The 26,913-nt window shown below is 70.8% G+C and carries 23 protein-coding genes and 2 pseudogenes; 16 read left to right on the top strand and 9 right to left on the bottom strand.

Annotated features, from left to right (window positions below; all coding sequences use genetic code 11):
- Positions 1-49: 49 nt before the first annotated feature.
- Positions 50-451, bottom strand: a pseudogene (locus FNH09_RS08060) (FAD-binding protein); the annotation flags it as partial.
- Between the two features lie 596 nt (positions 452-1,047).
- Between FNH09_RS08060 and FNH09_RS08055 the strand changes: the two are divergent.
- Both FNH09_RS08055 and FNH09_RS08050 read left to right on the top strand, forming a co-directional pair.
- Positions 1,048-1,944, top strand: a complete 897-nt coding sequence (locus tag FNH09_RS08055) for an RNA polymerase sigma-70 factor (RefSeq protein WP_152886064.1) — start codon at positions 1,048-1,050, stop codon at positions 1,942-1,944.
- A gap of 237 nt (positions 1,945-2,181) precedes the next feature.
- Complete coding sequence (locus tag FNH09_RS08050; protein ID WP_152886063.1) at positions 2,182-2,592, top strand: cupin domain-containing protein; 411 nt, start codon at positions 2,182-2,184, stop codon at positions 2,590-2,592.
- Positions 2,593-2,838: 246 nt separating this feature from the next.
- Here the strand turns inward: FNH09_RS08050 and FNH09_RS50080 are convergent.
- Both FNH09_RS50080 and FNH09_RS08045 read right to left on the bottom strand, forming a co-directional pair.
- Positions 2,839-2,987 (bottom strand): annotated as a pseudogene (locus FNH09_RS50080) (transposase); the annotation flags it as partial.
- Positions 2,988-3,027: 40 nt separating this feature from the next.
- On the bottom strand, positions 3,028-3,702 hold the full coding sequence (locus FNH09_RS08045) for a DUF4097 family beta strand repeat-containing protein (protein WP_152886062.1): 675 nt from the start codon (positions 3,700-3,702) through the stop codon (positions 3,028-3,030).
- Between the two features lie 571 nt (positions 3,703-4,273).
- Here FNH09_RS08045 and FNH09_RS08040 point away from each other — a divergent pair.
- The gene (locus FNH09_RS08040) at positions 4,274-4,738 is read left to right on the top strand and encodes a hypothetical protein (RefSeq protein WP_152886061.1); all 465 of its coding nucleotides are present in this window, start codon (positions 4,274-4,276) and stop codon (positions 4,736-4,738) included.
- 230 nt (positions 4,739-4,968) lie between these two features.
- Here FNH09_RS08040 and FNH09_RS08035 read toward each other — a convergent pair whose 3' ends face one another.
- Positions 4,969-5,550 (bottom strand): DinB family protein, encoded by a 582-nt coding sequence (locus tag FNH09_RS08035; protein WP_152886060.1) that lies wholly within the window; start codon positions 5,548-5,550, stop codon positions 4,969-4,971.
- 434 nt (positions 5,551-5,984) lie between these two features.
- On the opposite strand from FNH09_RS08035, the gene FNH09_RS08030 reads away from it, so the two are divergent.
- Positions 5,985-6,920, top strand: a complete 936-nt coding sequence (locus FNH09_RS08030; RefSeq protein ID WP_152886059.1) for a hypothetical protein — start codon at positions 5,985-5,987, stop codon at positions 6,918-6,920.
- A gap of 450 nt (positions 6,921-7,370) precedes the next feature.
- On the opposite strand, the gene FNH09_RS08020 is transcribed toward FNH09_RS08030, so the two are convergent.
- The 3 genes from FNH09_RS08020 to FNH09_RS08010 all read right to left on the bottom strand — a co-directional run bounded on the left by FNH09_RS08020 (position 7,371) and on the right by FNH09_RS08010 (position 11,527).
- The gene (locus tag FNH09_RS08020) at positions 7,371-9,908 is read right to left on the bottom strand and encodes a SpoIIE family protein phosphatase (RefSeq protein ID WP_152886058.1); all 2,538 of its coding nucleotides are present in this window, start codon (positions 9,906-9,908) and stop codon (positions 7,371-7,373) included.
- 285 nt (positions 9,909-10,193) lie between these two features.
- Entirely contained in the window at positions 10,194-10,796 is a 603-nt protein-coding gene (locus FNH09_RS08015; protein WP_162468251.1) for a hypothetical protein, read from the bottom strand.
- Complete coding sequence (locus FNH09_RS08010; protein ID WP_152886057.1) at positions 10,793-11,527, bottom strand: MerR family transcriptional regulator; 735 nt, start codon at positions 11,525-11,527, stop codon at positions 10,793-10,795. Before FNH09_RS08010 ends, FNH09_RS08015 begins: the two co-directional genes overlap by 4 nt.
- A gap of 251 nt (positions 11,528-11,778) precedes the next feature.
- On the opposite strand from FNH09_RS08010, the gene FNH09_RS08005 reads away from it, so the two are divergent.
- The 12 genes from FNH09_RS08005 (at position 11,779) to FNH09_RS07950 (ending at position 25,676) form a co-directional block, all read left to right on the top strand.
- Positions 11,779-13,890 (top strand): DUF8189 domain-containing protein, encoded by a 2,112-nt coding sequence (locus FNH09_RS08005; RefSeq protein WP_152886056.1) that lies wholly within the window; start codon positions 11,779-11,781, stop codon positions 13,888-13,890.
- A 342-nt stretch (positions 13,891-14,232) separates the two neighbouring features.
- Positions 14,233-15,525: an ABC transporter substrate-binding protein gene (locus FNH09_RS08000; RefSeq protein WP_152886055.1), complete on the top strand. Its 1,293-nt coding sequence runs from the start codon at positions 14,233-14,235 to the stop codon at positions 15,523-15,525.
- Between the two features lie 2 nt (positions 15,526-15,527).
- Positions 15,528-16,424, top strand: a complete 897-nt coding sequence (locus FNH09_RS07995; RefSeq protein ID WP_152886054.1) for a carbohydrate ABC transporter permease — start codon at positions 15,528-15,530, stop codon at positions 16,422-16,424.
- Positions 16,424-17,338: a carbohydrate ABC transporter permease gene (locus tag FNH09_RS07990; RefSeq protein WP_238426534.1), complete on the top strand. Its 915-nt coding sequence runs from the start codon at positions 16,424-16,426 to the stop codon at positions 17,336-17,338. Before FNH09_RS07995 ends, FNH09_RS07990 begins: the two co-directional genes overlap by 1 nt.
- Entirely contained in the window at positions 17,335-19,446 is a 2,112-nt protein-coding gene (locus FNH09_RS07985; RefSeq protein WP_162468250.1) for an alpha-galactosidase, read from the top strand. The genes FNH09_RS07990 and FNH09_RS07985 overlap by 4 nt, the downstream gene beginning before the upstream one ends.
- Before the next feature lie 56 nt (positions 19,447-19,502).
- Positions 19,503-20,261, top strand: a complete 759-nt coding sequence (locus tag FNH09_RS07980) for an SDR family NAD(P)-dependent oxidoreductase (RefSeq protein WP_152886053.1) — start codon at positions 19,503-19,505, stop codon at positions 20,259-20,261.
- 52 nt (positions 20,262-20,313) lie between these two features.
- Complete coding sequence (locus FNH09_RS07975) at positions 20,314-21,075, top strand: FadR/GntR family transcriptional regulator (protein ID WP_152886052.1); 762 nt, start codon at positions 20,314-20,316, stop codon at positions 21,073-21,075.
- Positions 21,072-22,217, top strand: a complete 1,146-nt coding sequence (gene dgoD / locus FNH09_RS07970) for a galactonate dehydratase (RefSeq protein ID WP_162468249.1) — start codon at positions 21,072-21,074, stop codon at positions 22,215-22,217. Before FNH09_RS07975 ends, dgoD begins: the two co-directional genes overlap by 4 nt.
- Entirely contained in the window at positions 22,211-23,008 is a 798-nt protein-coding gene (locus FNH09_RS07965; protein WP_152886051.1) for a hypothetical protein, read from the top strand. The genes dgoD and FNH09_RS07965 overlap by 7 nt, the downstream gene beginning before the upstream one ends.
- A gap of 142 nt (positions 23,009-23,150) precedes the next feature.
- Positions 23,151-23,786: a bifunctional 4-hydroxy-2-oxoglutarate aldolase/2-dehydro-3-deoxy-phosphogluconate aldolase gene (locus FNH09_RS07960; RefSeq protein WP_152886050.1), complete on the top strand. Its 636-nt coding sequence runs from the start codon at positions 23,151-23,153 to the stop codon at positions 23,784-23,786.
- The gene (locus tag FNH09_RS07955) at positions 23,783-24,688 is read left to right on the top strand and encodes an SMP-30/gluconolactonase/LRE family protein (protein WP_152886049.1); all 906 of its coding nucleotides are present in this window, start codon (positions 23,783-23,785) and stop codon (positions 24,686-24,688) included. The genes FNH09_RS07960 and FNH09_RS07955 overlap by 4 nt, the downstream gene beginning before the upstream one ends.
- A gap of 10 nt (positions 24,689-24,698) precedes the next feature.
- Positions 24,699-25,676 carry a sugar kinase gene (locus FNH09_RS07950; protein ID WP_152886048.1) on the top strand — a complete coding sequence of 326 codons (978 nt, stop codon included), beginning with the start codon at positions 24,699-24,701 and terminating at the stop codon, positions 25,674-25,676.
- A 173-nt stretch (positions 25,677-25,849) separates the two neighbouring features.
- Here the strand turns inward: FNH09_RS07950 and FNH09_RS07945 are convergent, their stop codons facing one another.
- Both FNH09_RS07945 and FNH09_RS07940 read right to left on the bottom strand, forming a co-directional pair.
- On the bottom strand, positions 25,850-26,101 hold the full coding sequence (locus FNH09_RS07945) for a Smr/MutS family protein (RefSeq protein WP_152886047.1): 252 nt from the start codon (positions 26,099-26,101) through the stop codon (positions 25,850-25,852).
- Positions 26,102-26,121: 20 nt separating this feature from the next.
- Positions 26,122-26,913 (bottom strand): LacI family DNA-binding transcriptional regulator (locus FNH09_RS07940; protein WP_152886046.1); only part of this gene is annotated, 792 nt, incomplete at its 5' end.

The raw sequence follows: 26,913 nt of genomic DNA, 5'->3' as shown, positions 1-26,913 counted from the left end.
GACCGGGTAGCGACGGTGTTTGTGACAGGGGCCCGACGGGCGACGGCGCGCGCGGGCTCGGGGCGTCACTCGGCGAGCTTTCCCTCGGTCGAGACGTCCTCATCCGGCCGTCCTCCTCCCGGGCGAACGCCATGCCGTACCGCTCGAGGTCGTCGATGCCCCGCGCGGCACCCTCGGTGACGGTCTGCACGGTGCGGGGATCGGCGAGCAGCTGGCTCTCCTTGAGCGTGTCGGCGGTGTGCTGCTGACAGCTGTCCTCGGGATCCATCGTGGCCGGCGCCGCGTTGATGCCCCCGGCAGCGAGTGCCGTGTGGGCGTCCTCCGTGGGCCGCTTGCCGACGGCGAGGACATCGGCACCGGCCTCGGCGAGTTCGATCGCCGCTCGCAGTCCGGCTCCTCCGGTGCCGATCACCAGCACCGTGGTCGGGATGCGCTGTTCAGTGAATGCCACGGTCCGCTCCGATCGCCTTGGCCGTCACGCACCACGACCGCGCGCCCCAGCCATGTGTGACACCGCGGCGGCGCTGGTCAGTGAGGAAAGGACGCGGTCCAGGGGCACGTCGGCGTCCGCCGGGAGCGGCTCATCCACGTCCGCCCCGGAGGTGATCAGCGATCGGATCGGCTCGACCACGTGCCGCACGCCACAATGCGTCGAGGGACGTGTGCGGCCTGCCCCTGACACGACCGATCGAGTGCAACCGCCGTGGGCAACGATGCCCCACCTCACGTCCTGGATCTCGTGCGCGATCGCCGGTACCGCTGCGAGGGCGGTCGTCGGCACCTGCACACAAGCGGTGTGTCCCTGGCCCTGGCTGTTCGGCAATCGTGCAAATCTGAGACAGTCCGATCTACGGAGGTGCAGCGCCGTGTCGGACAAGGACACAACAGGCCAAGGCCACGAGCAGGCCCCGCCCGGAACAGGGCAGACAGCGTCCACGTCGACGGCCTGACCGCCCCGGAAGGCGCCCGCAACGCCGGTCGGCACAGTCGCCGAGGCGCCGCCCGCTTTCGGTAGCGGACTCACTGAGCAGCAAGGATTGGCGAGGAATGCCGTCGAAGAACGATCCAGCAGATGATTCCCGGAGCCTTCAGGAGGCCGAAGAGGCGTTCCGTGACGCCCGTGGCAGCATGTTCGGCATCGCCTATCGAATGCTTGGCAGTGCCGGCGACGCGGAGGACATCATCCAGGAAGCCTGGATCCGCTGGCAGACCTATGACCGGTCGAAGGTGGAAAACCCGAAGACCTTTCTCACCACGACGGTGACCAGACTCGCAATCAACGTACTGAAGTCGGCCAGGGTGCGCCGTGAGACGTATGTCGGACCCTGGCTGCCGGAGCCGGTCGACACCCGGAGCGACCCCGCGCTGGGGGCCGTCAACAGGGAGGCGCTGGAAATCGCGGTGCTCATGCTGTTGGAGAAGCTCACCCCCACGGAGCGTGCCGCGTATGTGCTGCGGGAAGCGTTCGACTACCCGTACCAGCAGATCGCGGAGATCATCGACCAGACGCCGGCCAACACACGGCAGCTGGTGAGCCGGGCGCGCAAGCACCTCGCGGCGGAAAAGCGGTCGAGTGTCGAGTCGGCCGAACATCAGCGCCTCCTCACGGCGTTCGTCGCCGCCGCGCAGGCGGGGAACGTGGCCGCGCTCGAGGAGTTGTTCGCGGCGGATGTCGTTTCGTACGCCGACGGTGGCGGAGTCGTCCGGGCGTCGAAGTTCCCCGTCGTGGGCCGACACCGCGTGGCGGCCTACTGCCACGCCTTCGCCGACCGGTTCTGGGCCGATGCCACGGTGCACCCGATCGAGATCAACGGCCAGGCCGGGGTGGTTCTCTCCCGCGACGGAGTCGTGTTCGCCGCCATCTCGGTACGTGTCGCCCCGGACGGCATCGACCGGCTGTTGTGGATGATGAACCCGACAAAGCTGGCTGCGATGCCCGCCTGAGCATCAGTTCGCGATGACAGGCCCGTCACCCTACTTGCTCACTGCCTGTGACTGCTTCCTCCGGGACCGACCGTCCCGGTAGCAGGCTGTCCAGGTCGCAGGGGAACTTCAGTGCCCTCACCCCCCGGAAGACCGCTTCGGCGCGCGCGGCTCCGGACATGTCCCGGCCGCCCAGGCGTGTCACAAACGAGCATGCAGTCCGGTCTTTGCTGTCGACATCCCTTTCAGGAGGTAGAGATGAGCACCGAACACACACACCTGCCCCCGGGCGTTGAGATAATCGCGACCCTGCCGGATGCCGCATCCCGGATCGCGGTCGGCACCGAGGCCAGGACCGTCCTGGTCACCTTGCAGCCCGGTGACCCCGGCGCGCCGCCGCACCGGCACCCGGGGCCGCTCTTCGGCTACGTGACCCAGGGCGAGATCCTCTTCGAGTTGGAGGGGCAGCCGCCCCGGGTCCTCAAGGCCGGTGACGCCGTGTTCGAGCCCGGCGGTGACGTGATCCACTACCAAGGCGCCAACAACCTTCCGGACGCGCAGTCGCAGCTGGTCGTGACGATGTTCGCGCCGGTCGGTACCCCGGTTCTGACCGTGGTCGGCGCGGAGGAGCTGGCCGAAAGACAACACCTCCGCGCGCCCCGGCCCTGATGGCCACCGGCTTTCCCGACTCCCGCCCGAGCCCAACACTGTCTGGTCGGCAACGGGCAGGTTCCTGAGGCGTTGGGTTCGGGAGATGTCCAGGTGGTGCTGGAACAGCTGCGGGCCTCGGAGATGATTTCGTCGAGCAGGGGTGAAGGTACGGCAGTCCCACTGCGACCCCTGCCCGGTCGAGCACGGTCACCCAACGACCGCCGGATTTGGGCAAAGTGCAACCTGTCAGCGTCGCGCGAACCGTCAAGGTGACAGGAGGATGCGGCGTCGTAGGAGGTCGACGTCGGCCCGCCGTACATCTGTCTCTTCAGCAGTTTGATCCTGGTGACGCTGCCCTCGACCGCTCCCGAGGTGAAGGTGGTGGTCAGGGCAGCGAGTACTGCTGCGTGGTCGTGGCCGGGCAGGGCTGCGTTCACGCAAAGCTGCCCGGGATCACAGGCTGCGGGCGGTGATGTCGCCGTAGGCGGTGGTCGCCTTGACCGTCAGGCCGACGCCGGCGGTGCTGCCGGTGTTGGTGAGGGTGTTGTGGATGCGGCCGTATGCGGTGCCGGCGTCCAGGGTGGCCGAGATGCCGTGGGCTGCGCCGACGGTGATGTCGCCCTGCTGCGTGCTCAGCGTGAGCGTGCCGCCCGCGGTCTCGGTGATCGTCACGTCGCCCTTGAGGGTGCTGATCTCGCCGGGGCCGTTCAGACGGCCGACGGTGACGGTGGCGTCGAGGCCGGTGAGGCGGACGCTTGCCGCCTCGTCGAGCTCGACCGGTCCGTGCGCGCCGTCGAAGACGACGTCCCCGAGGCGTCCCACGCCGCGCAGCTGGGCGGCGACCGACTTCGCCTCGATACGGGAGCCGGCGGGCAGCTGGACGGTCACCTCGACGGAGCCGGTGTTGCCAAGGATCCGGTTCTTCGCCTGCGGGGCCTCGATCCGCAGGACGCCGTCGGCGCAGGCGACCTGGACCTGGCCGGCCGCCTTCACGTCACGGCCCTTCGAAGCGTCCGCGGGCCGGACGTCGACCGTGGTGGTGTCACCCTCGGCGGCGATGACCCGGATGCGTCCGGCCGGGATGTCCAGGACGGTCCGGACGGGGGCGGGGGTGGCGAACTTCTGCATCGTGCTTCTCCTTCGACCTATTGTTTCCGACATGAGAAACGCTACGTTGCATTCGAGATTCAGGCAACAGACTCGTTGCGTAACTCTCCTATTTCTGCAGGCAGATGCCGGGAAATCGTTGCAACGATCCTGAATCTAAAGCAACGGACATCATCAGAAACATTGCAATGAGTTGAAGGTGAACGCACCGGCTGACACCACACACCCGACCGGCCACCGACCGCACCGCACCTCAGACGGGCCGCCACACGTGCGTACGGCCCTCCACCAGGCAGCCCGGGAACGGCAGGATCCTGGGCCTTGTTCATCCCGGCCGCTGCCCCGGCCAGCACATGAACGACGGCCGTGAGCACGGCACGTTGGTCGCCCGGCGCGCTACCACCGCCCTGCGGGCGCCAGCACAAGGGCGTCCCGTAACCGGCTCGGCCATCGCCCTCGGATCAACCGGCACGAGCCGGCCACCATCGCACCGAACGAGCACCGCCCAGACAGCCCCACGACATCCGTGATCCGAGTGGCCTGCCGCCTGCACCCGTTTGAAGCGCGGACAGTGGCGGGGACCGCCTGGAACATGATCCGAACCATCATGCGCGGCTGCGCAGCAGGAGCCGCGGGCACGACCGCTCTGAACGCCGTTTCCTATGCCGACATGGCACTGCGCGGCAGACCCGCCAGCACCGTCCCGGAAAAGCTGGTGGACACCGTCACCACCCGGGCAGGGCATCCGCTCCAGGACTCGGCCACCAAGGACAACCGGCTCACCGGCCTCGCAGCACTGACCGGAATCGCCCTGGGAAGCGGAATGGGCGTCGCCGTATCACTCCTGCATCACACAGGCACCCGAATGCCCCTGTGGCTGGGAGGAGCACTCACCGGAGCACTCCTCATGGCCGTGGCCGACATCCCGATCGCCCGCCTCGGCCTCAGCGACCCCCACACCTGGTCAGCCGCCGACTGGACCTCGGACGTCGTACCCCACCTCGTCTACGGCCTCGTCACCTACAGGCTGGCCACCGCCCACCACCAGCAGCCATAGCCCCGATCGCGACCACCTGAATCTACGAAGCGGCCCACACCTTCGCGCCGATCTTCGAGGACCGGATCGCGTGCAGTGAAAGCACAAGAACTCACACGACAACGCGTACACGCCCCGCCCGGCAACCACGGGCCGGTCCGGGCGGACGACAGGGGAGGATTTCGTGCAGTGTCAGGGCGGCCCCGGACAGGGGGGCGAGCCACCTCCACCATTCACATCGGAGGACGCCGCTACCGGCGCAGTGCGGCCGACCTGGCGGCCTGCTCGAGCTTCGCGCAGTGGGCTGCACGGGCTTCCTCGTCGATCCGTGTCTCGTGTTCGGCGCGCACCCCGGTCCGGCCGTCGAGGCCCTCGCGCAGGATATCGGCGTGCCCGGTATGCCGGACGGACTCGCCGAGGACATGGACCATGACGGCGAACAGGTTCGTGTTGGGACAAGGCTCCGGCCACCACGGCACGTGGCCGGGGGCGTCGAGGGGAAGCTCGTTGATCGTCGCGTCCGAGTGTTCCCACGTGCGCCGGTAGAACCCGATGATCTGATCGCGGGTCTCGTCCGCGGTCGCCCACTGATCGCTGCCGTCGGAGTCCTGCCACCGGGGCAGCGGTTCCGGGGAAGGGCGGTCGAAGACCTCGCCGAAGTACCTGGCCTCGACGGTGGCCACGTGTTTGACCAGGCCGAGGAGGTTGGTCCCGGTCGCCGTCAAAGGTCGGCGGGCGTCGTATTCGGACAAGCCGTCGAGTTTCCAGAGCAGCGCCTCGCGGTCCCGCCGCAGTCTCCCGTGCAGGCTGCCTTTCGCGAATTCATCGATCATGCGGCATGAGCCTGCCATCGGCTGCTCGTGGTCTCAAGATCCCGCCTTCCGGTGCCACCCACACTCGTCACCTCCAACCCCGATGCCGCCCGGGCACCGGCGCCCGCACCGAGCGACCGAGCGACCGAGCGACCGAGCGACCGAGGCAGACTCCCCTGTTCGACATCCCGCACCGCGGTGGCTACGCCGTCCTCGGCTCCGACTTCGGACTCCCCCACCACCCGGCCAGTACTCCAGCAGGATTTTCATGTCTGACCTGCGGGTTTCGCTGGGTCGGCTGGAGTACTACGCGGCCCCAGGGGTGCGGCTCCGCCCCGCATGGAGGATGATCCACGGCGGAGGGGATTCGAATGCGTTCAAAAATGCGGGATCAGGTGCAGGCAGGGGCCCCGTGGCAGGCACAGGTTCCGGCCCGGGCGCAGACACGGATGCGGGTGAGAGACCGGTTCGGCTCGGCGTTCACGGCGTCGGTCTCGGTGGTGTTCTTCGAGGCCGTGATCGGGTCGATCGTGTTCTACGTGTGGATGGAGACCCAGGAGGTCCCGGCCCTCGGCTACAACCTGTTCAACATCTTCTTCCTGTTCGTCATGGGATTGATCGGAGTGGCGGCCGGGGCGGTCGGCGCCGTCCTGCTGTCGGTCGCCGTGGTGATGCAGCTCGTGGCCGTCGCCGGATGGCTCGGCCGCACGGTCTCGGGGCGTGACGTCTGGTGGTGGATCCCGCTCCTGGCGGCCGCCGGCGGCACCCTGCCGGGGCTCGTCTCGGCGTCGATGGTGCCCGCCGGGTTCCCGGAGAACGTCTCGTCGGGCCTCATTGGGTGGTTCATGGGCGCTGCGGCGCTCGGCGTCCCGGCGCTGGTCGTCCGCAGGCTGGTGCTGCCGGGCCGCCCGCGAGTGTCCGGCATCGCAATGTTCGGTCGGGTGGCGCTGTACGGGACGCTCGGCGTCGTCGTCACCGCCGCGCTCGCCGGTGTCGCCCTGTACGCCGGGATCGGGTACGAGCCTCCGCGGCTGACCGCGGACCGGCTCGCCGGGACGTGGTCCGACGGCAACGGCGGCAGGATCACCTTCACGGCGGACGGCAAGGTAACGGCTGACGGGGTCAAGACCTTCGGCTTCGACGACGACCGTCACGACGCGGGGCAGCCCTGTACCGGTGCCGGCACCTGGGTCCACCACCCGGGCGACGGGTCGTGGACCCAGAATGTGGGGGTCTCCGTCGACGCCTGCGATGGGAGCCTGGGCCCCTGGGAGGTGTTCGGGACCCCCGAGCACCCGAAGCTGTACGTGCTCGTCGGCGACCCCGACGCCTGGGACCTGTACATTCTGGAGCCCGACAACCAGCCCCGCGAAGAGCCCGTCAGGAACTGAGGCGGCCGAAGCGTCCGCGGTGGAACAGGAGCGGCGCGGCGTCGCCCTCGGCGCCCAGGGCCTCGACCGTGCCGACGACGGGCGGCGCGCCCAAGACCGCCCCTGACTCCTCCGCAGCCCGCCACACTCCAGCCGACCCAGCGAAACCCGCAGGTCAGACATCAAAAACCTGCTGGAGTACTAGACCGCCCACCTCCTACACACCCCGCACGCCATGGTCCTCGCAACAGGACAACGCTTCCCCGTCGCAACCCGTCTGGTCGAGGCGGCAGAGCACGACGAGATCCGGGCCAGGATCCTCGGCCTCGCCCCCGGCTATCAGGCAGGGAGGTGGTGCAAAGGGAGATGTCGAGGTCCCCGACCACCGATCACCGTGGTGTCGTCCACGGGTGCTACCACCGATGCAACCGGTCCGACCTGACTGGGTGGTCAAGGCGCCATGACCGGTCATCACGCGGCGACTGCCCCCGTGGGCCCCACGCCCATGGACAGCGGTGTGGATGGTTTCCGGTCAGGCGGGCGCCGGTTCCGGGCCGGATGTACAGGCAGGTCCTGTTCCGCCCAGACGACCTTGCCGCCCGGTGCCGAGCGACACCCCCACCGGCGGGACAGCTTGGCGACGAGGAAGAGACCGCGGCCATGCTCGTCCGTGGTACGTGCGAGACGCGTCCGCGGGGCGCAGGAATCGGTGTCCGACACCTCGCAGGTCAGGGCCTGGTGCCGGATGAGCCGCAGCCCGATCGGCCCGGTTCCGTGACTGACTGCGTTGGTGACGAGTTCGCTGACGATCAGTTTCGTGGCGTCCTCGAGACATTCCAGGCCCCATTCGGCCAGCTGCTCTGCCGCAAGGTCCCTGGCGTTGCGGACTGCCGTCTCGTCACACTGAAGGGTCCAGAACGCTGTCCGGCTCGGGCTCAGCGCGCGGGTGCGGACGAGGAGGAGGGTGACGTCGTCGCACAACGCATGGTCCGGAAGGTTCTGCATCGCGATGTCGCAGAGTTCTTCGAGCGATCGGCCGGGTTGCGCGAGCACGCTGCCCAGGCGGTCCATTCCTTCTTCGATGTCGTGGCCGCGCGATTCGACCAGACCGTCGGTGTAGAGGGCGAGGAGGCTCCCCTCGGGCAGCTCCAGCTCCACGGACTCGAAGGGGTCCCCGAGTCCCACCCCCAGAGGAGGACCGGCGGCGAGGTCGGGGTAGACGACACGGCCCTGCGCGTCGATGATCGCGGGCGGCGGGTGTCCGGCCGACGCCATGGTGCATCGTCGGGTAGCCGGGTCGTAGACGGCGTACAGGCAGGTGGCGCCCGTCACCGCGGGAATCTGGTCCGGGACGTCGCACTCTTCCTCACCGAGCCTTTGAACCGTGTCGTCGAGGTGGGCCAGCAGTTCGTCGGGGGGCAGTTCCATGTCGGCGAGGGTGTGGACGGCGGTGCGCAACCGGCCCATGGTCGCGGCGGCGTGGAGGCCATGGCCGACCACGTCACCGACGACGAGGGCCACGCGCGCGCCGGAGAGCGGGATGGTGTCGAACCAGTCGCCGCCTACACAATGGTCCGCGTCCGCAGGCAGGTAACGCGACGCCACCTCGACCGCCATGCCGCCCCTCAAACGGCGCGGCAGCAAGTGACGTTGCAGGGTGAGAGCGGCGGTGTGCTGGCGCGCGTACTGACGAGCGTTGTCCAGTGAGTGCGCCGCGCGGCGGACGAGCGTCTCGGCCAGCACCAGGTCGGCGCCGTGGAAGGGCACGGAATTCTTCGTGCGCACGAACAGCGCCACGCCCAGCATGGTGCGCCGCGCACGGATGGGCACGACCATGAGCGAGTGCATTCCGTTCTCGCGGATCCGGTGTCCCAGCTCCGGCACCTCGTCGACCCACGTGCCCGGAGCGATGTCCAGGGCCGGCTCCAGGCGGGACTTCCCGGCGCTCAGGACGGCGGTGAGGGGCGAGACCGACGGGGCGAGGACCAGTTCACCCCGCACCCACGGAGATTCGGGGACCCCGTGGCTGATCGAGGCCAGGCCGGCACGCCGCAGGCCGGGGAGGCGCCTGCCCGCGGCGCCGATGCGGACCGGGGGGCCTTCACCGAACGAGACCGACTGTTCCAGGTCCACGGCGACATAGTCGGCGAGCAGCGGCACGGCCAGGTCGGCCAGTTCCTGGCTGACCTGCATCACATCCAAGGTGCTGCCCAGACGCGCGCCGGCCTCGCCGAGCAGGGCGAGGCGCTCGGACGTCTGCTGGTTCTCGACGACGTCGGAGCTGATCACGCACACCCCCAGCGCCTGCCCGTCGGCGTCCAGGAGGCAGTGGAAGGAAACCGAGAACGGATGCTCCTCGCCCAGGCCCGTGGGTTGCCACATCCGGTACTCGTGAACCTTGGTGGTACCGCTCTGCAGCACCTGCCTCATCAGCGCCTCGAGCACGTCGGCGCTGTGGTCGGGCTGGGCGTCGCGGATCCAGCGTCCGAGCCGTTGATCACGCGGAGTGCCGTCGTGTCTCCCCATCGCGTCGTTCACCCAGGTGCACCGCAGTTGCAGGTCCCGGACGACGATGCCGATCGGCGTACCGGCGATGAGCGGTCCTCGCACCGATTCGTTCAGCCCGTCCCCGTGCAGTACGCCGGCGTCCGTCAGGGACACGAGCCAGCGCCGTGCGCCCCCCTCTCCCCGCAGCATCGAGATCCGCAGGCAGACGTCGAGCAGACGACCGTCGCGGTGGCACACCTCCGTCGTGCCCGACCATCCGTTCCGGACGTGACACTGCTCGACGAAGCCGGTTGTCGTCGGCATGTGCGTGAATTCCGCCAGTACGAGGTCGGCGGTCCGGCCCACAATCTCTCCGGCGGAGTATCCGACGAGCTGCTCGGCGGCCTGTGTCCAACCGACCACTGTTCCCTCGTCGTCCAACAGAGCGATCGCCGTGTCGGACCCATCGGCAGCAGCCAGAGCCTTACCTACGGTCACCGCACCAAAAGCCGCTGCGGTCATGGTGACGCCCTCCTTGGACGGTCAGGAATTCCGGCGGTGCGCCGGGTGGGGATATGCCCCTTTTGCACTATCGACCGAACAGGTGCTTACTTTGTGACAGCGCTGCGGCAGGGATTGCGTACGGCTCGATCACAGATCGCCGTACGCCTGCCACACCAGCCCCCTGCCCTGAGGGATACGACGACCAGGGCGCGGTCCAGGGGGGTGTGGAGTTCGACCTCGCCGGTGATCGTCTCCATCTGTTCGACGGCCGGGCCCGAGGAGGCGATGCGGCGCGGCATGTACTCAGGCGGGCTGACGGAGTGCGGTGACCAGTGCGCGCGGGTCGTCCGCGTGGAAGCGGATGGCGTGGGCCTGTTCCGTTGCGCCGAGCGGGCGGGTGAAGGAAAGCACGGGCGCGGACCGCGTCGTTGAAAAGCACCACCCGGTGGACCGCCGGCCAGGGGTGAGGAAGGCCAGGCCCACCGTCTCGATGACCACCACGAAGAGCAACCCGTACATCATCGCCGTCCGGGGCCCGGTGTACGCGGCGGCGAAGTCCCCGCGGCGCACCCCGTGCGTGCCCCGCCGGACCCACCGCCCCAGAGAGGCGAGGGCGCGCAGCTCGTGGTGGACCAGGCGGCGGACCGTCACCGGCACCGCCTCCCGTACGGCGGCCCGCCGGGCCGCCCGGCGGGCCGTGCCGCGGGCGCGCGCGGCGACGTACAGCGAGCGCAGCGCCCAGGCCTCCAGCAACAGTGCCGCGAGCACCGACGCCTCGGCGCCGGCAAGTGCCCACCCGGACGGCCGGACCCCGGCCACCGGGCAGGCCGCCAGGACCAGCTCCCCCGGCAGCACGGCGACCACCACAACGCGCGCCGCCCGTACGCCCCTTGGTCGGCCGTTCACCCCCGGCCCCTTTCCATGAACGCGTCCATGAGTCTGCCCACGACTTCCGCCTGCGCCGGGGTGTACTCGGCGAGCAACGCCTCCCTGAACCCGGTCACGACCACCCCGTCCGCGGGGATCGCGGCGAACAGTTCCTCGGGGACGACCGCCATCAGGTCCGCTGCCAGGGGCGCGATCCGCGGATCGTCGGTGGGAGCTTCGGCGAGCGCGTCGAGGCGTTCATACAGTTCGACGACTGCGGGGTCGGCGATCAGAGTTCCGAACACCCCGAAAATCCCTTGGCCGCCAGCGCCGGCGGCGTCCATCAGCGTGAGGTACTCGCGGTCCTTGGCCGCGCTCGGCGAGTCCGTCCTGGGAGCCTGTGCCAGTAGGGCTGCGAGGGCGGGTGAGACGGGCCCGGCCGCGCCGGGCGGCTCGGCGAGCAGGGCGCCGAGCCGGGAACGGCGCTCTCGGATGGCGGCCTCCTGGCGCGCCAGGTCGGCGTCGAGTTCCTCCAATACCTCGGCCAGTTCGCGCCCGGCGTCATCGGCGAGGACGTCGCGTACTTCATCGAGGCTGAGACCGAGTTCGGTGAGCCGGCGCACCCGGGCGAGCAGGACGGCGTCGCGGACGTTGTAGACCCGGTAGCCGTTGGGGCGCCGCTCCGGTTCCGGAAGCAGTCCGACGTGGTGGTAGTGCCGGATCGCCCGGGTGGTGAGCCCGACGAGCGCGGCGATCTCTCCGATTCGCATGCCTCCAGTAAGAACCTTGCCGTTGCGTCAAGGTCAAGTGCTGAAAGTGAGGGCCGGGCCCAGTGAGCCCAGCCGACCCTACGTCACTTCGAGATCCCGTTTTTAAGTTAATTAGCAATTAATATTGACAGCCTTCAGGGGCCTGGGCACAGTTTCCGCCGTGGCACCGGCCCCCGGCGTACCAGCCGGAGCGGGGGTGCCTCGTGTCCCCCAACTCTCGGGAGAAACAAGTGACTTCGCATCGTGCAGAGATGGCGCGTGTGCGGCGGACCGCGGCGGTGTTCGGCGCCGCGGTACTGGTCGGGTCGGCTGTTCCGACGGCGCACGCCGCGGACGACCAGGGTGCGCCGCAGTACTACGACAGCGGTCTCGCCGCCACGCCGTACATGGGATGGAACACCTACTACGGGCTCGGCGCCCCGACGGAGGACCAGGTCAAGAAGGTCGCCGACTACCTCGTCAGCAGCGGACTGCGCGACAGCGGATACAACATCGTCTGGCTGGACGGCGGTTGGCAGGCCGACCAGCCGCGCGACCCGCAGTCGGGCCGGCTCGTGGCCAGTCCCACGCGCTTCCCCTCCGGCATCCCCGCACTCGTGACGTACCTTCACCAGCGCGGTCTCAAGGCCGGTATCTACACCGACGCGGGCGAGTACGACGGCGGCACGTGGTGCGGGCTCGGCAGCCGCGGCCATTACACCCAGGACGCGCGCCAGTTCGCCGAGTGGAAGGTGGACGCCATCAAGGCCGACTTCCTGTGCGGCATCGGCGCCGGACTCGATCCGGGCCCGGCCTTCAAGGAGTTCAGCGACGCCGTCGCCAAGTCCGGCCGGAAGATGCTGCTCAACGTGTGCAACCCGCTCACCGACGACTGGGGCATGTCGCACACCCCCGCGCAGGACGCGCACAACACCTTCGTCTACGGGCCGACGACCGCCGACTCCTGGCGTACCGGCACCGACATCGCCTGGGGCACCCCGACGGCCGGGGAGTGGCCGAACATCCTGCGCAACATGGATGCCAACGCCTGGCACCCCGAGGCGCAGGGCCCCGGGCGCTGGAACGACCCGGACTATCTCATCCCGATGCGCAAGCTCGCCGACGGCGGCTACGAACTCGACCAGGAGGAGTCCACCACCCAGTTCGTGATGTGGGCCGAGATGGCCTCGCCCCTGATGCTCGGCAGCGACCCGCGCACCTTGTCGCAGTCCATGCTCGACACCCTGCGCAATCCCGAGATCATCGCCGTCGACCAGGACCCGCTGGGCATCCAGGGCGCCCGTGTGGCCACCGACTCCGTCGGCGACGTCTACAGCAAGGTGCTCCAGGGCGCGGGCAGGCGGGCGGTCGTCCTGCTCAACCGTTCCGACCAGGCGCAGGACCGTACGGTGAGGTTCGCCGACGCCGGCCTGACGGGTGAGGTCGGCGTCCGCGATCTGCGGGCCCGCACCTCGCGCGGCACCTTCACCGGTTCGTACACCGTGCGCGTCCCCGCACACGGCACCGCGTTCCTGAAGCTGACCGGCACCGATCAGGCCCCCGGCGCGCAGCTGCCCGGCCGCGCATCGGCGAGCCCGGCCCTGGTGCGCGACGGCGACACCATGACCGTCTTCACCCGCGGCACGGACGGGTCCCTGCGGGCGCAGACGGCCCGTGGCGGTGACTGGTCCAGGGCTCGCAGCAGCGATCTGGGCGGCCCGACGCACGGCCGGATCCTCGGCCAGCCCGCCGCGTACGCCTCCGCCGGCGGCCGGATCGACGTCTTCGTACGCGGCACCGACGACAGCGCCTACCGGCGCGTGTACGCGAACGGGCACTGGGGCCGCTGGCAGAGCCTGGGCGGCACACTGACGGACGCGCCGACCGTGGCCTTCGCCGGCCCGGACGACTGGACGCTCGTCGCCCGCGGCGCGGACGGCCGGCTGTGGTCGCGCGGCCCGGCCTCCGGCTGGACCTCGCAGGGCGCCCCGCAGGACCAGGCGTTCTACGGCCGTCCCTCGGGCGTCGTGGACGACGCGGGCCGTCTGCACGTGGCCGTGCGCACCTCCGACGACTCGGTGTGGGAGCGGACGCGCGACGCTTCCGGCGAGTGGTCGGACTGGACGGCCCTCGGCGGCACGGTGAGCGGCAGCCCGACGCTGGTGGCGTCCGGCGGCGCGGTGCACCTGTACGCACGTGCCGGTGACTACACGCTCTGGACCCGCAGCTGGACGGCATCCGGCGGCTGGGCCGGCTGGAGCAAGGTCGACGGCTTCGTCAGCGGCGCCTTCGACGGGGCGCTCGGTGCCGTGGCCGGGCCGGACGGGAACGTGCTGGTCGCCTTCCGGGGAGTGGACGGGCGCGTCCACCAGACCGGGCTCTGAGCTGCGCGTTCGACCTGCTCGACCTGCTCGGCCCGCTCGACCCGCCCGACGCGGTTCCATCGAGTTCCATCAAGTTCCAGAGGTTTTCAGCCGGTTCAGTCCAGTTCCATCTGCGTCGTTCCGTACCACCGCACCATCGCATCACCGCCCGATCCGGCTTCACCCCGCGCCAACGGGTGTGTCCTGGAGGCTTGTTCGCCCTGGGGCACACCCTCCACGAAATAAATTACTAATTAATCTTGACGGCCCTCCGACCCCTGAGCCAAGCTGTGCCTGCCGCGCCCTGAGCCGGGCCGTCAGGGGGCCCCAAGCTCCGTTCCATGGCACCAAGGGAGTGCACAGATGACCGCCTTCAACGCCACCCGCCGCAGATTCCTCATAGGAACAGGCGCAGTCGGCGCCGGCGCGCTGCTCAGCAGCTGCGTCACCTCGAGCCCGTCCGCCTCCGGAGGCAAGTCCGGCGGCCCCGTGACCCTGCAGTCCAACCTCTCCTCGCCGCAGGCCAAGACCGCGATGCAGCAGATCGTCGCCGCCTTCGACAAGCGCGGCGACGCCAAGGCGCAGCTCAACACCGTCGCCTCGGAGACCTTCCGCACGCAGCTGCCGACCTACCTCACGTCGGCCAACCCGCCGGACGTCTACACCTGGTACCCCGGTTCCGTCGCCGAGTCGTACGCCAAGAAGGACCTGCTCCTCGACCTCGACGACATCTGGACGAAGCCCGAGCTCTCCGGCTACTCGGACGCGTTGAAGAAGCTGTGCACCTCGGCCTCCAGCGGCAAGAAGGTCTTCGTGCCCACCAGCTACTACTGGTGGGGCATGTTCTACCGCAAGTCCAACTTCGCGAAGTGGGGCGTGCAGGAGCCCAAGACCTGGGACGAGTTCCTCGACCTGTGCGACAAGCTCAAGAGCAAGGGCGTCGCCCCGATCGGCCTCGGCGCCGGCGGCGACACCCCGTGGGTCGCCTCCGCATGGTTCGACTACCTCGACATCCGCGTCAACGGCGCCACGTTCCACCGCGAACTCCTGGCCGGGAAGCACCGTTTCGACGGCCCCGAGGTCCGCAAGGTCTTCGACAAGTGGGACGAGGTCCGCCCGTACTTCGACCCGAACGGCACGGCGATCCCCTTCCAGGACGCCACCACCGCCCTGCTCCAGGGCCGGACCGGCATGATGCTCATCGGCACCTTCTTCGCCGACGCCGCGCCCAAGGACGCCCTGGGCGACCTGGACTTCTTCCAGTTCCCCATCATCGACCCGAAGGTGCCGGTCGCCGAAGAGGCGCCCACCGACGGCTACTTCGCCAGCGCCCGCACCGGACGTGCCGACGACGTCAAGGAGCTGATGCGCTACCTCGCCACCGCCGAGGCGCAGGAGCTCTACCTCAAGAGCTCGTCCGGCACCTCGCTGCCGACCCACCCGGACGCCAAGGACGCGGGCACCCCGCTCGTCCTCAAGGGCCGCAAGCTCATCGAGAGCGCCGCCGAGCTCACCCAGTTCTTCAACCGGGACTCCAGCGACGCGCTCCAGCCGACCGCGGACACGGCCCTGGTGCACTACCTGGCCAAGCCCAAGGAGATCGGTTCCATCCTCACCACCTGGCAGCGCAGCGCACAGAAGATCTGGAGCCAGTGACGATGGCGCTGATCGGCTCCGCACGACGGTCCAGGGCCACCCGGGTGCCCCCGGTGGTCCTGGCCTTCGTCCTCGTCCCGCTGCTCGCCGAGGGGTTCTGGGTCTTCTGGCCGGCCCTACAGGGCTTCTACCTCTCCCTCACCTCCTGGGACGGCCTGGCGGCCCCGAAGTTCGTCGGCCTGGGCAACTACAGCGAGATGGTGCACGACGCGGTCTTCCGCACCGCCGCGATCAACACGGTGCTGTGGCTGCTGCTCTTCGGCGGGCTCTCCGCAGCCCTCGGGCTCGGCACCGCGATGCTGTTGCAGAAGGAGCGGCGCGGCATCGGGTTCTACCGGGCGGCGCTCTTCCTGCCGGTGGTCTTCTCGCTGGTCGCGACCGCGCTGGTGTGGCAGGCGATGTACCAGCCGGACGGCCTGATCAACAACGTGCTGGAGGCCGTCGGTCTCGGCGGCTGGAAGCACGCCTGGCTCGCCGACCAGGACACCGCCTTCTACGCGGTGATCGTGCCCGCGCTGTGGCGCCAGGTCGGCTATGTGATGGTGCTGTACCTGGCCGGCCTCAAGGGCGTCGACCCCGTCCTGTACGAGGCCGCCAAGGTCGACGGCGCCACCCGCTGGCAGCAGTTCCGGCACATCACCCTGCCGCAGCTGCGCAGCGTCAACGCGGTCGTCCTGTCGGTGATCGTCATCGACTCGCTGCGCTCGTTCGACGTCGTCTGGGCGCTCACCCGCGGCGGCCCCTACCATTCCTCCGAACTGCTGAGCACCTACATGTACTCCACCGCGTTCCAGTCCCTGCGCCTGGGATACGGCTCCGCACTCGCCGTCGTCATCTTCGTCCTGGCCTTCGGCGTCATCGTGAGCTACCTCGTGCGCGCCTTCCGGGAGGCCGACTGATGACCGCCACCCACACGGCCGCACACGCCGAGGACACCGAGGTCCGCACCGCACCCGCCAAGACCGCGACGCCCCGCCGCCCCGTCCTGGACGGCCGCAGGCTGCGCACGGCCGGCTTCCACCTCTCCGCGGGAGCGCTGTCCGCGCTGTGGCTGCTGCCGATCGTCCTCGTGCTGGTCACCAGTACCCGCACGTTCGACGACATCGCCGCGCACGGCGTGGGCAGCCGGCCGCACTCGTTCACCCTCGACGGCTTCCGCCAGGCGTGGGTGGACGGCGGCCAGCAGCGCGCTCTCATCAACAGCATGCTGGTCACCCTGCCCACCGTGGCACTCTCGCTCGGTCTGGCCTCCATGGCGGCGTTCGCGCTCAGCCGGTACGACCTGCCCTTCCGGCGCGTCCTGCTGCTGCTCATGCTCGGCGGCAACCTGCTGCCTCCGCAGATCCTGCTGATCCCGGTCTCCAAGCTGAGTGAAGTGCTCGGCATCTACGACCGGTTGTACGCCCTGGTCGGCGTGCAGGTCGGCTTCGGCGTCGGCTTCTACGTCTTCGTCCTGCACGGTTTCATGCGGGCGATCCCCGGTGAGATCCAGCAGGCCGCCGTCATCGACGGCGCGAGCCCGTGGCAGATCTACTGGCGGATCATCCTGCCGCTGGCCCGCCCCGCGCTGGCGGCGCTGACCGCCCTGTCGTTCACCTGGATCTTCAACGACCTGCTGTGGGCCATCACGGTGCTGCGCACCGACAGCCAGATGCCCGTCACCGCCTCACTGATCGGGCTACAAGGCCAGTACGTGTCCATGTGGAACGTCATCGCGGCCGGTTCGGTGATCGCCGCCGCCCCGACCGTGGCCGTCTTCCTCCGCTTCCAGCGCCACTTCGTGGCCGGACTGAACCTCGGAGCCGTGAAGTGACCTCGCCCGACCGGTGGCTGCTGCGCACCGACACCACCACCTACGCCGTCACCCTCGGCGGCGACGGACGCTGGGCCGAACTCGCCGCGTGGGGGCCGCACGGCGCCGAGGACGGACCGTCGCCCATGGACTGGTCCCGTCGCACCCACTTCATCACCCCCGCCGACGCCGCCCCGGCCGAGTACATCCCTTACGGGCTGCGGCCGTTCACCGGCGCCGACCTCATCGCCTCCCGCCCCGGCGGCGACCGCGGCAGCTGGTGGCGGTTCGACGGCGCCACGCAGAACGGCGACCGTGCGCTGCGTCTGGAGTTCGCCGACGACCTCCTCGGACTGCGCACCGCCCTGTGCTACGAGACGGTGCCCGGCACCGATGTCGTCCTGCGCTGGACGGAGCTCGCCTGCACCGGCGAGGACGAGGTGCGGCTGGAGCGCTTCGACTCCGCCGCCGTCAACGTGCCCGTCCAGGGCGGCGCGCGGCTGACGTACCTGGCCGGCCAGTGGTCGCAGGAGTTCCAGCTCGAGAACGTGGAACTGCACCGCGGGCGCTTCGAGATGGAGAGCACCCAGGGCTCGGCCGGCCACGCCTACCACCCCTGGCTCGCCGTCCAGGACGCCGCCTTCCCCACCGAGGGAGCCACCCCCACGTACGGTCTCGCGCTGGAGTGGTCCGGGAACTGGCGGATCACCGCCGACGCCGAGCCCGGCGGCGCGGTGCGGGTGCGCGCCGGCCGGGTGCCCCACGAGGGCGCCGTCCGCCTCGCCCCCGGCACCACCCTCGTCACGCCCCGCCTGGCCTGCGCCTTCAGCCCGCACGGCCTCGACGGCCTGGCCCGCGTCTGGCACCGCTACGAGCGGCACCTGACCGGCGAGCGCATCGACCGTCCCCGCAAGGTCCTGTACAACTCGTGGGAGGCCACCGGCTTCGACGTCGACGCCGCGGGCCAGCTCGAACTCGCCACGCTCGCCGCCGGGCTGGGCGCCGAACTCTTCGTCGTCGACGACGGCTGGTTCACCGGCCGCCCCGACGACACCGGCGGCCTCGGCGACTGGTACCCCGACCCGGCTGAATTCCCCGGCGGATTCGACCGGTTCGTCGAGGACGTACGCGCCCTCGGCATGGACTTCGGCCTGTGGGTCGAGCCCGAGGGCATCAGTCCCCGCTCGAAGCTGTACTCCGAGCACCCCGAGTGGGTGTACCGGATCGACGGCCGCCCGGTGACGCTCGTACGCAACCAGCTCCTGCTCGACCTCGGCCGTGCGGATGTCCAGGAGTTCGTCATCGGCACCCTGGACCGGCTGCTCGGCTCCCACGCGATCGGCTACCTCAAGTGGGACATGAACCGGCCTCCCACCGAACGCGGCCGCCCGGGTCACCCGGACGGTCCCGACCCGGAGCGGCAGGACCTCGACGCCGCGCACGTGGCCGGCTACCTCCGCGTCCTGGACCATCTGCGCAGCGCCCACCCGCATGTCACGGTCGAGGGCTGCGCCGGCGGCGGCGCCCGCGTCGAGCACGCCACCATCGCCCGCACCGATGTGGTGTGGCCCAGCGACAACACCGCACCCATGGACCGGCTGCGCATCCAGTACGGCTACCTCCACGCACACGCCCCGCACACCATGAGCTCCTGGGTCACCGACGCCCCCGGCGTCTTCGATGCCCGGCCGCGCTCGCTCGCCTTCCGCTTCGTCAACTCCATGGCGGGCGTGCTCGGCATCGGCGCTGACATCCGCCACTGGACGCCGCCGCAGCGTGCCGAGGCCGCAGGGTGGATCGCCCGGTACAAGGAGATCCGGGACGTCGTTCACCACGGCGAGGTCCATCTGCTGGGCGGCCCCGCCGACCCGACGTGCGGTCTCCAGTTCGAGGAACGAGGCGGTGCGCGTGTGGTGGTGACGGCCTGGAACACCGGACCGCTGGACGGCGCGCCCCTGGTGCCCGGACGGCCCGCCCGGCTGCGCCTGCGCGGCCTCACCCCGGCGTCCGTCTACACCGACACCGCCACCGGAACCCGCTACAGCGGCGCCCATCTGCTGCACTCGGGCCTGCCGTACGCCTGGACCGCCGAACACGACGCGGAGCTGACCGTCCTGACCCGTCAGTGACGACAGCGGACGAATCCGCGCCCCGCCGGCCCCTCGAACAGGAGAAGATCCACCCCATGAATCCAGCCGCCCGTTTCACCCACCGTGTCGCCGTCGTCACGGGCGCCGCGTCAGGCATCGGCGCGGCCTGCGCGGCCCGCCTGAGCGCGGAGGGCGCGGCCGTCGTCCTCGTCGACATCGCCGCCGAGCGCGGCGAGGAGACCGCCGAGCGGCTGCGCAAGGACGGGGCCAGGGCCGTGTTCGTGGCCGCCGACGTCGCGAGCGAGGAGGACTGGCAACGGGTCGTCACCGCCGCGCACGCCTTCGGGCCCATGGGCGTCCTGGTAAACAACGCGTACACGGTGGCCGTCGCGCCCGCCCACGAGACCACGCTCGCCTCCTGGGAACGGCAGCTCTCGGTCAACCTCACCGGCGCCTTCCTCGGTGTGAAGGCGGCACTGCCGGACCTGCGCGCACACGGCGGGTCCGTGGTGCTCGTCTCCTCCGTGCACGCGCACCGGGGCATCCCCGGCCACCCCGCCTACGCGGCGAGCAAGGGCGCCCTGCTCTCCCTGTGCGGTCAACTCGCCGTCGAGTACGGCCCGGACGTCCGCGTCAACGCGGTACTGCCGGGGCCGATCCTGACCGCCGCGTGGGACCGGGTCCCGCAGGCCGACCGCGAGCTCAGCGTCGCGGAGACCGCGGCCCGCCGTTTCGGCACCCCCGAGGAGGTCGCCGCCGCCGTCGCCTTCCTCGCCGCCGACGAAGCCTCGTACATCACCGGATCGAGTCTGCTCGTGGACGGCGGCTGGAGCGTCACCAAGTCCTCGGCCTGACACAACAACCAACCGCTCCAGCCACCGACCGAACAGCAAGAAAGGCATACCTATGACGCCCTACGCACGCCGCGGAGTGCACGGCCAGACCGTGGAGGCCCTCGCCCACCGGGTGCTCAGCGGCGCCATCCCCGAGGGAGCGACGCTCGACATGGCGGCCCTTCAGAGCGAGCTGGACGTCAGCCTGACCGCTCTGCGCGAGGCCCTGAAGGTGCTCGCCGCGAAGGGCATGGTCGACGCCCGGCAGAAGCGCGGCACCTTCGTCAGACCACGTTCGGACTGGAACCTGCTCGACGCCGACATGCTGCGCTGGCAGTTCTCCGAGAGCAGCGCCACCGGTGCGGACACCGCACTGCTGCGCAACCTCGGCGAGGTCCGCGGCATCATCGAGCCCGCGGCCGTACGCCTCGCTGCGGACCGCCGCACCGACGCCGACCTGGAGGCGCTGGAGGCGGCCCTGACCGCCATGGGCCTCCAGGGAGGCGCGAGCGACGCCGTCGAGGCCGACCTCGCCTTCCACCGGGCACTGCTCGCGGCCACCCACAACGAACTGCTGGAACGCATGGAGATGGTCATCGAGTCGGGCCTCGCCCAGCGGGACCAGCTCGTGCACAGCGCCCCGCACAGCGAGGACCCGGTCCCCAGCCACCGAGCCGTCCTCGACGCCGTGCGCGACCGGGACCCCGACGCCGCGGAACGCGCCATGCGCGCCCTCCTCGACCAGGCGACCCGCGATCTCGACAGGGTCAGCGGCCCGCAGGAGCCGCAGGGCGCGGACGATTCACCGGAGAAGAAGGACGGCCAGGCACAGTGAAGATCGCGCGCGTCGAGACCTTTCTCATCCCGCCCCGCTGGCTGTTCTGCCGTATCGAGACCGACGACGGTGTCGTCGGCTGGGGCGAGCCGGTGGTGGAGGGCCGGGCCGAGGTGGTCCGGTCGGCCGTCGAGGTGCTGTCGGAGTACCTGGTGGGCCAGGACCCGCTGCGGATCCAGGACCACTGGCAGGTGCTCAGCAAGGGCGGCTTCTACCGGGGCGGGCCGGTCCTCTCCAGCGCCGTCGCCGGTATCGACCAGGCCCTGTGGGACATCGCCGGCCAGTCCCTCGGGGTACCGGTGCACACTCTGCTCGGCGGCCCGGTCCGCGACACGGTACGGGTGTACGCCTGGGTCGGCGGCGACGAACCGGACCGGCTCAAGGAGGAGGTCACCGCCCAGGTGGAGGCCGGTTTCACCGCCGTCAAGATGAACGCCGCCGGGCGCACCCCGCCGATCGGCAGCCCCGCCGAGACGGCCGCCGTCGTGGAGCGCGTGGCGGCCGCCCGCGAGGTTCTGGGCCCGCACCGGGACGTCGCCGTCGACTTCCACGGACGCTTCAGCGCCGCCAACGCGCGGCGCGTGCTGCACGAGATAGCCCCCCTGCACCCGCTGTTCGTCGAGGAACCCGTCCTGCCCGAGCAGGGACACCTGCTGCCGGGCCTGGTCGCCGCCTCGCCGGTACCGCTCGCCACCGGTGAACGGCTCTACGGGCGGGCCGACTTCCTCCCGGCGCTGACGGCCGGCATCGCCGTGGCCCAGCCGGACCTGTCGCACGCCGGCGGGATATCCGAGGTCACCAGGATCGCCTCGCTCGCCGAGACCTTCGGGGCCCACCTGGCGCCGCACTGCCCGCTCGGACCGATCGCGCTCGCCGCGAGCCTCCAGGTCGCCTTCGCCACGCCGAACTTCCTGATCCAGGAACAGAGCCGGGGCATCCACTACAACAAGGACGCCGACCTGCTGTCCTACCTGGTCGACACCGAGCCCTTCCGCTTCGTCGACGGCCAGGCGCACCGCACCGAACTCCCCGGACTCGGGATCGCCGTCGACGAGGACGCGGTACGGAATGCCGACCGGTCCGGCCACGCCTGGCGCAACCCCGTCTGGCGGCACGCCGACGGCTCCTTCGCCGAATGGTGAGGGTCGCCTCGCTGCCCGTCCGTGTCACCACCGACATGGACCACGACGGACGCTGGACATCGCTGACCGCGGGCGGCCGCGAGTGGCTGTGGCACCGGAACGAACCCCGCCGCCACCTGGTCCGGCCCGGTGATTCCTTCGCCGACGCCGGAGGGCTGGAGGAGTGCGTGCCCACCGTGCGCGGACTGCCCGACCACGGGGACGCCTGGTCACGGTCCTGGCAGCGGGCCGGGGACCAGGACACCGTGGAGTGCCCCGACTTCCGCCTGACCCGGCGCATCGGCGAACGTGGGAACGCGGTCGTCGCCGACTACACGCTCGCCGCCGAGCCCGGCTACCGCTTCGTCTGGGCCGCCCACGCCCTGCTGGACCTCTCCACGGCCGCCCGCATCGGCGTCGCCAGGCCGGCTCTCGCACGGCTCTACCCGGACGAGGGCGACCGATGGGTCGCCGGGGCCTGGCCCACCGTCGGCGGCGTGCCCCTGGACCGGCTCGGCCCGGACGACGGCAGCGCCGTCGGGGCGGTCGTCCTGACCTCCCGGGTGTCCGTGCACGACGGCACCGACACCCTGCACCTGTCCGTCGAGGCCGACGGACAGCCGGTGGCGGTCGCTCTGTGGCGCAACCTCGGCGGCTTCCCCCAGGAGGCGCCGTACCGCTCGGTCGGCGTCGAGCCGATGCTCGGGCGCGTCTTCGACCGCGCCGCGGCGGGCGAGGGCGACACCGCCGTCGTACCGCCGAGCGGCGAGGTCGCCTGGCGGCTGACCGTGACCGCGGACCGCCGCCTCTGAACGCCCGTCACCGGACCGGCCCGCTCTCAACACCCGTCACCGGACCGGCCCGCTCTCAACACCCGTCACCGGTCCGGTCGACTCGCAACACCCGTCACGAGACCCGCCGCCTCTGAACACCCGTCACCAGAAGGGATTCCGGATGAACCTGCTCGCCGCGCTGCGCGCCCACCGGTTGCTCGCCATCGTCCGCGGCAGCGACCCGGACGCCGCGCTGAGCACCGTGCTCGCCCTCGCCGAGGAGGGGGTCGCCCTCATCGAGGTCTCGCTCTCCGGGCGGGACGCGCTCGACGTCATCGCCCGGGCCCGTGCCGCACTGGGCGCCGACGCGATGCTCGGCGCCGGAACCGTGCTCACCTCCGACGACGCCCGCGCCGCCCAAAAGGCCGGCGCCGCGTTCCTGGTCACCCCGGCGGTCAGCGACTCCATCGCCACCGGCCGGGAACTCGGACTCCCCGTCCTCGCGGGCGTGATGACCCCCACCGACATCCTCCAGGCCCGGCGGCTCGGCGCCGACGCCCTGAAGCTCTTCCCGGCCGGCAGCGCCGGGGGGCCCGGCTACCTGCGAGACCTGCGCGGTCCCTTCCCGGACCTGCCCTTCGTACCGGTCGGAGGAGTGGACGCCGCGGCGGCCACCGACTACCTGCGCGCGGGGGCCACGGCCGTCGGCGTCGGCTCTCCCCTGATCGGCGATGCCGCGGCGGGTGGCGATCTCACCGCCCTGCGCGAGCGCGCCCGTGCCTTCCTGGACGTCGTCCGCACGCAGGCACGCCCATGACCACTCCCCCGGTCCTGGGAAGCGACCGTCTGGAGCTGGGCGAGGGCATCCGCTGGACGGACGGCCGTGCCGTGCTCACCGACATCCTCACCGGCAGGCTGCTCGCCCTGCCCGACCGGCCCGACGAACGGCTCGAGCAGATCACGCAACTGCCCTGCCCGCTGGGCGCCGTGGCACCGGTGGAAGGGCGCCCTGGCCACTGGATCGCCGCGGCGGGCACCGGCATCTGCCACATCGACCCCGCGGGCCGCGTCGACTGGATCGCGCGCCCCGAGGACGACGCACGTGTGCCGATGCGGATGAACGACGGCGTCGCCGACCCGCACGGCCGCTTCTGGGCAGGCAGCATGGCGTACGAGGCCACCGACGACGCGGGCTCCCTGTACCGCCTGGACCGCGACGGCCGTGTCACCCGGGTCCTTCAGGACATCACGATTCCCAACGGCCCTGCCTTCAGCGCCGATGGAACGGTCATGTATCTCGCCGACAGCGCCCGGGGCGTCGTCCGCCGCTACCCGGTCGACCCGGGGACCGGCGACCCGGGCACGCCCGAACCCTTCGTCGCCCTCACGTCCGGCAGCCCCGACGGCATGACCACCGACATCGAGGGCTGCCTGTGGACCGCGGTCTGGGGCGCCGGGCAGGTCCACCGCTACCGGCCCGACGGCAGCCTCGACCGGGTCGTCGAACTGCCCGCCGGGCAGCCCGCGGGACTCTGCCTCGGCGGCCCGGACGGCCGGACACTCCTCGTCACCAGCGCACACATCGGCCTGCCCGATCCGGGCCCCCTCGACGGTGCCGTCTTCGCGGTCCGGGTCGACGTTCCCGGCACCCGAGCCTCTCCGTACCGCCCCGCGATCCCCTCCGCCTCGGCCCCGCCGGACCGCGCCGAAACCCCCTAGGAAGCCCACCATGAACACCGATCGGCCACTGCGTCACGGCCCCGTGACCTGCGTCGGCGAGACCATGGCCGCCCTCGCCCCCGACCCCCTGGGTCCGTTGGACGGCGCCGACCTGCTGCGCGTCGACATCGCGGGCGCCGAGTCGAACGTCGCCCTCTACCTCGCCGACCACGGCATTCCCGCCCGCTGGGTCTCCGCGGTGGGCGACGATCCCTTCGGCCGTCGCGTCCGCGCCCGGATCGCCGCGGGCGGGGTCGACGTCAGCGGCGTCCGCATCGACCCGGAACGCCCCACCGGACTGCTGTTCAAGGACCCGGGCGCACATGGCACCCGCGTCCACTACCACCGCGCCGGATCCGCCGCCTCGGCCCTGACCCCCGACATACTCGACGACCCGGCGTTCACCGACGCCGCGCTGGTCCACCTCAGCGGCATCACCCCCGCCCTGTCGCCCGGCTGCCGGGCCCTCGTCGAACGCGCGCTGCGCCCCGACCGCCCGTGGCCCGTCAGCTTCGACGTCAACCACCGCCCGGCCCTGTGGTCCGGCCGGTCCGCGGCCGACGTGCTGCGTCCGCTCGCGGACCTGGCCGACATCGTCCTCGTCGGCCTCGACGAGGCCCAGGCCCTGTGGGGGGACGGGATCACCGATGCCGAAGGGGTTCGTGACCTCCTGCCCGGTCCGGACGTCCTCGTGGTGAAGGACGGGGCCCGCGCGGCCACCGCGTTCGTCGCGGACGCCGTCCACCGTGTGCCGGCCCTGAAGGTGCGGGTCGCCGAACCCGTGGGCGCGGGCGACGCGTTCGCCGCCGGATTCCTCGGCGGCGTGCTGCGGCAGCTGCCCGTGGACCGCGCCCTGCGCCTCGGCCATCTCACCGCGGCCTCGGCGTTGAAGGTCGCCGCCGACCACGGCCCGCTGCCGGACGCCGCACTCCTCGCGGCTCTCCTGGACGCCGATGAGGAGACCTGGCGGTCCGCCGTGATCGACTGACTCCTGTTCCGGAGGACACCCCCGGAGCCACTGGGTCATCGCCCGCCGCAGCGTCAGAAAGTTGGGCAACGGCCCGTCACCGGCGGCGCCCCGACGGCCTGACGGCATGGCAGGCGCCCTCGCGCAGGCCGCTCCGTCCCGAGGGGTGACCTCGCGACGGAGTCGGATCGGGCTCAGGGGCGCGGCGCGAAGTGGACCAGGATGCGGCCCGGGTACGCCGGGTCGACCTCCAGGTGGTCGTACATGCTCCTGATGTGTTTCTGGCCGAGGAACGCGAGGACGCGGTCCCTGAGGCGGCCGGTGCCCTTTCCGTGGATGATCTGGAGGGGCTCCCCGGTGTGTCGCGCCCTGAAGACGGCCTGCCGCAGAGCGAGTTCGATGTCGCGGTTGTTCCTGAAGATCGGGTGCAGATCCAATGTCAGCAAGGTGCTGCCTCCCACTGCGGCTATGCCCCGCGTGCCGCTCCCCATCGTGCGGTCAGCGGTGGGGCGGTGGAGTTGCGGACGACGAGTTCGGGTTCGTGCAGGAGCTCCTGCGGGGTGGGGTTCTCCCCCGAGATCTGGTTGGCGAGCAGGGTGACCGCGGCCCGGGACATGGCCTCGATGGGCTGGCGCAGGGTGGTCAGCGGCGGGTCGGTGTAGTTCATGAACGCGGAGTCGTCGTAGCCCACGACCGACAGGTCGCCGGGCACGGCGAGTCCCCGGCGACGGGCCGCACGTATCGCGCCGAGGGCGAGGACGTCGCTGCCGCAGATCAGGGCGGTGGCACCGGCCGAGAGCAGTTCGGCGGCGACGGCCTGGCCGCCCTCGAAGGAGAACAGCGCGTGGCCGACGGGATGGCGTCCCGCGCTGCCGGAGGTCAGTTGCGTGAAGGCGGCGACCTTGCGGCGGGACGGCATGTGGTGTTCGGGGCCGACCATGAGCCCGATGTCTGTGTGTCCCATGGCCGACAGATGTGCGTACGCCTGGCGCACGGCGGCGGCGTCGTCGGTGGACACCCGTGGGAAGCCCGCGTAGTCGACGGCCGCGTTCAGCAGCACCACGGGCACCCCCCGCTTCAGGAGGGCGGCATGTTCGGTCTCGGTGAGTCCGCCGCAGAAGATGACGCCACAGACGTGCTGGTCGAGGAGCATCGAGACGTACTCGGCCTCGGTGAGGCCGCCCGCGGTACGGGTGCACAGCACCGGCGTGTACCCGAGCTGGACCAGCGCGCCGCCCGCGACCTCGGCGAGCGCCGG

This window comes from Streptomyces adustus (genome assembly GCF_009377175.1).
In the GTDB taxonomy this organism is placed as follows: Bacteria; Actinomycetota; Actinomycetes; order Streptomycetales; family Streptomycetaceae; genus Streptomyces; species Streptomyces adustus.
This window is presented reverse-complemented; position numbering and strand designations above follow the sequence as displayed.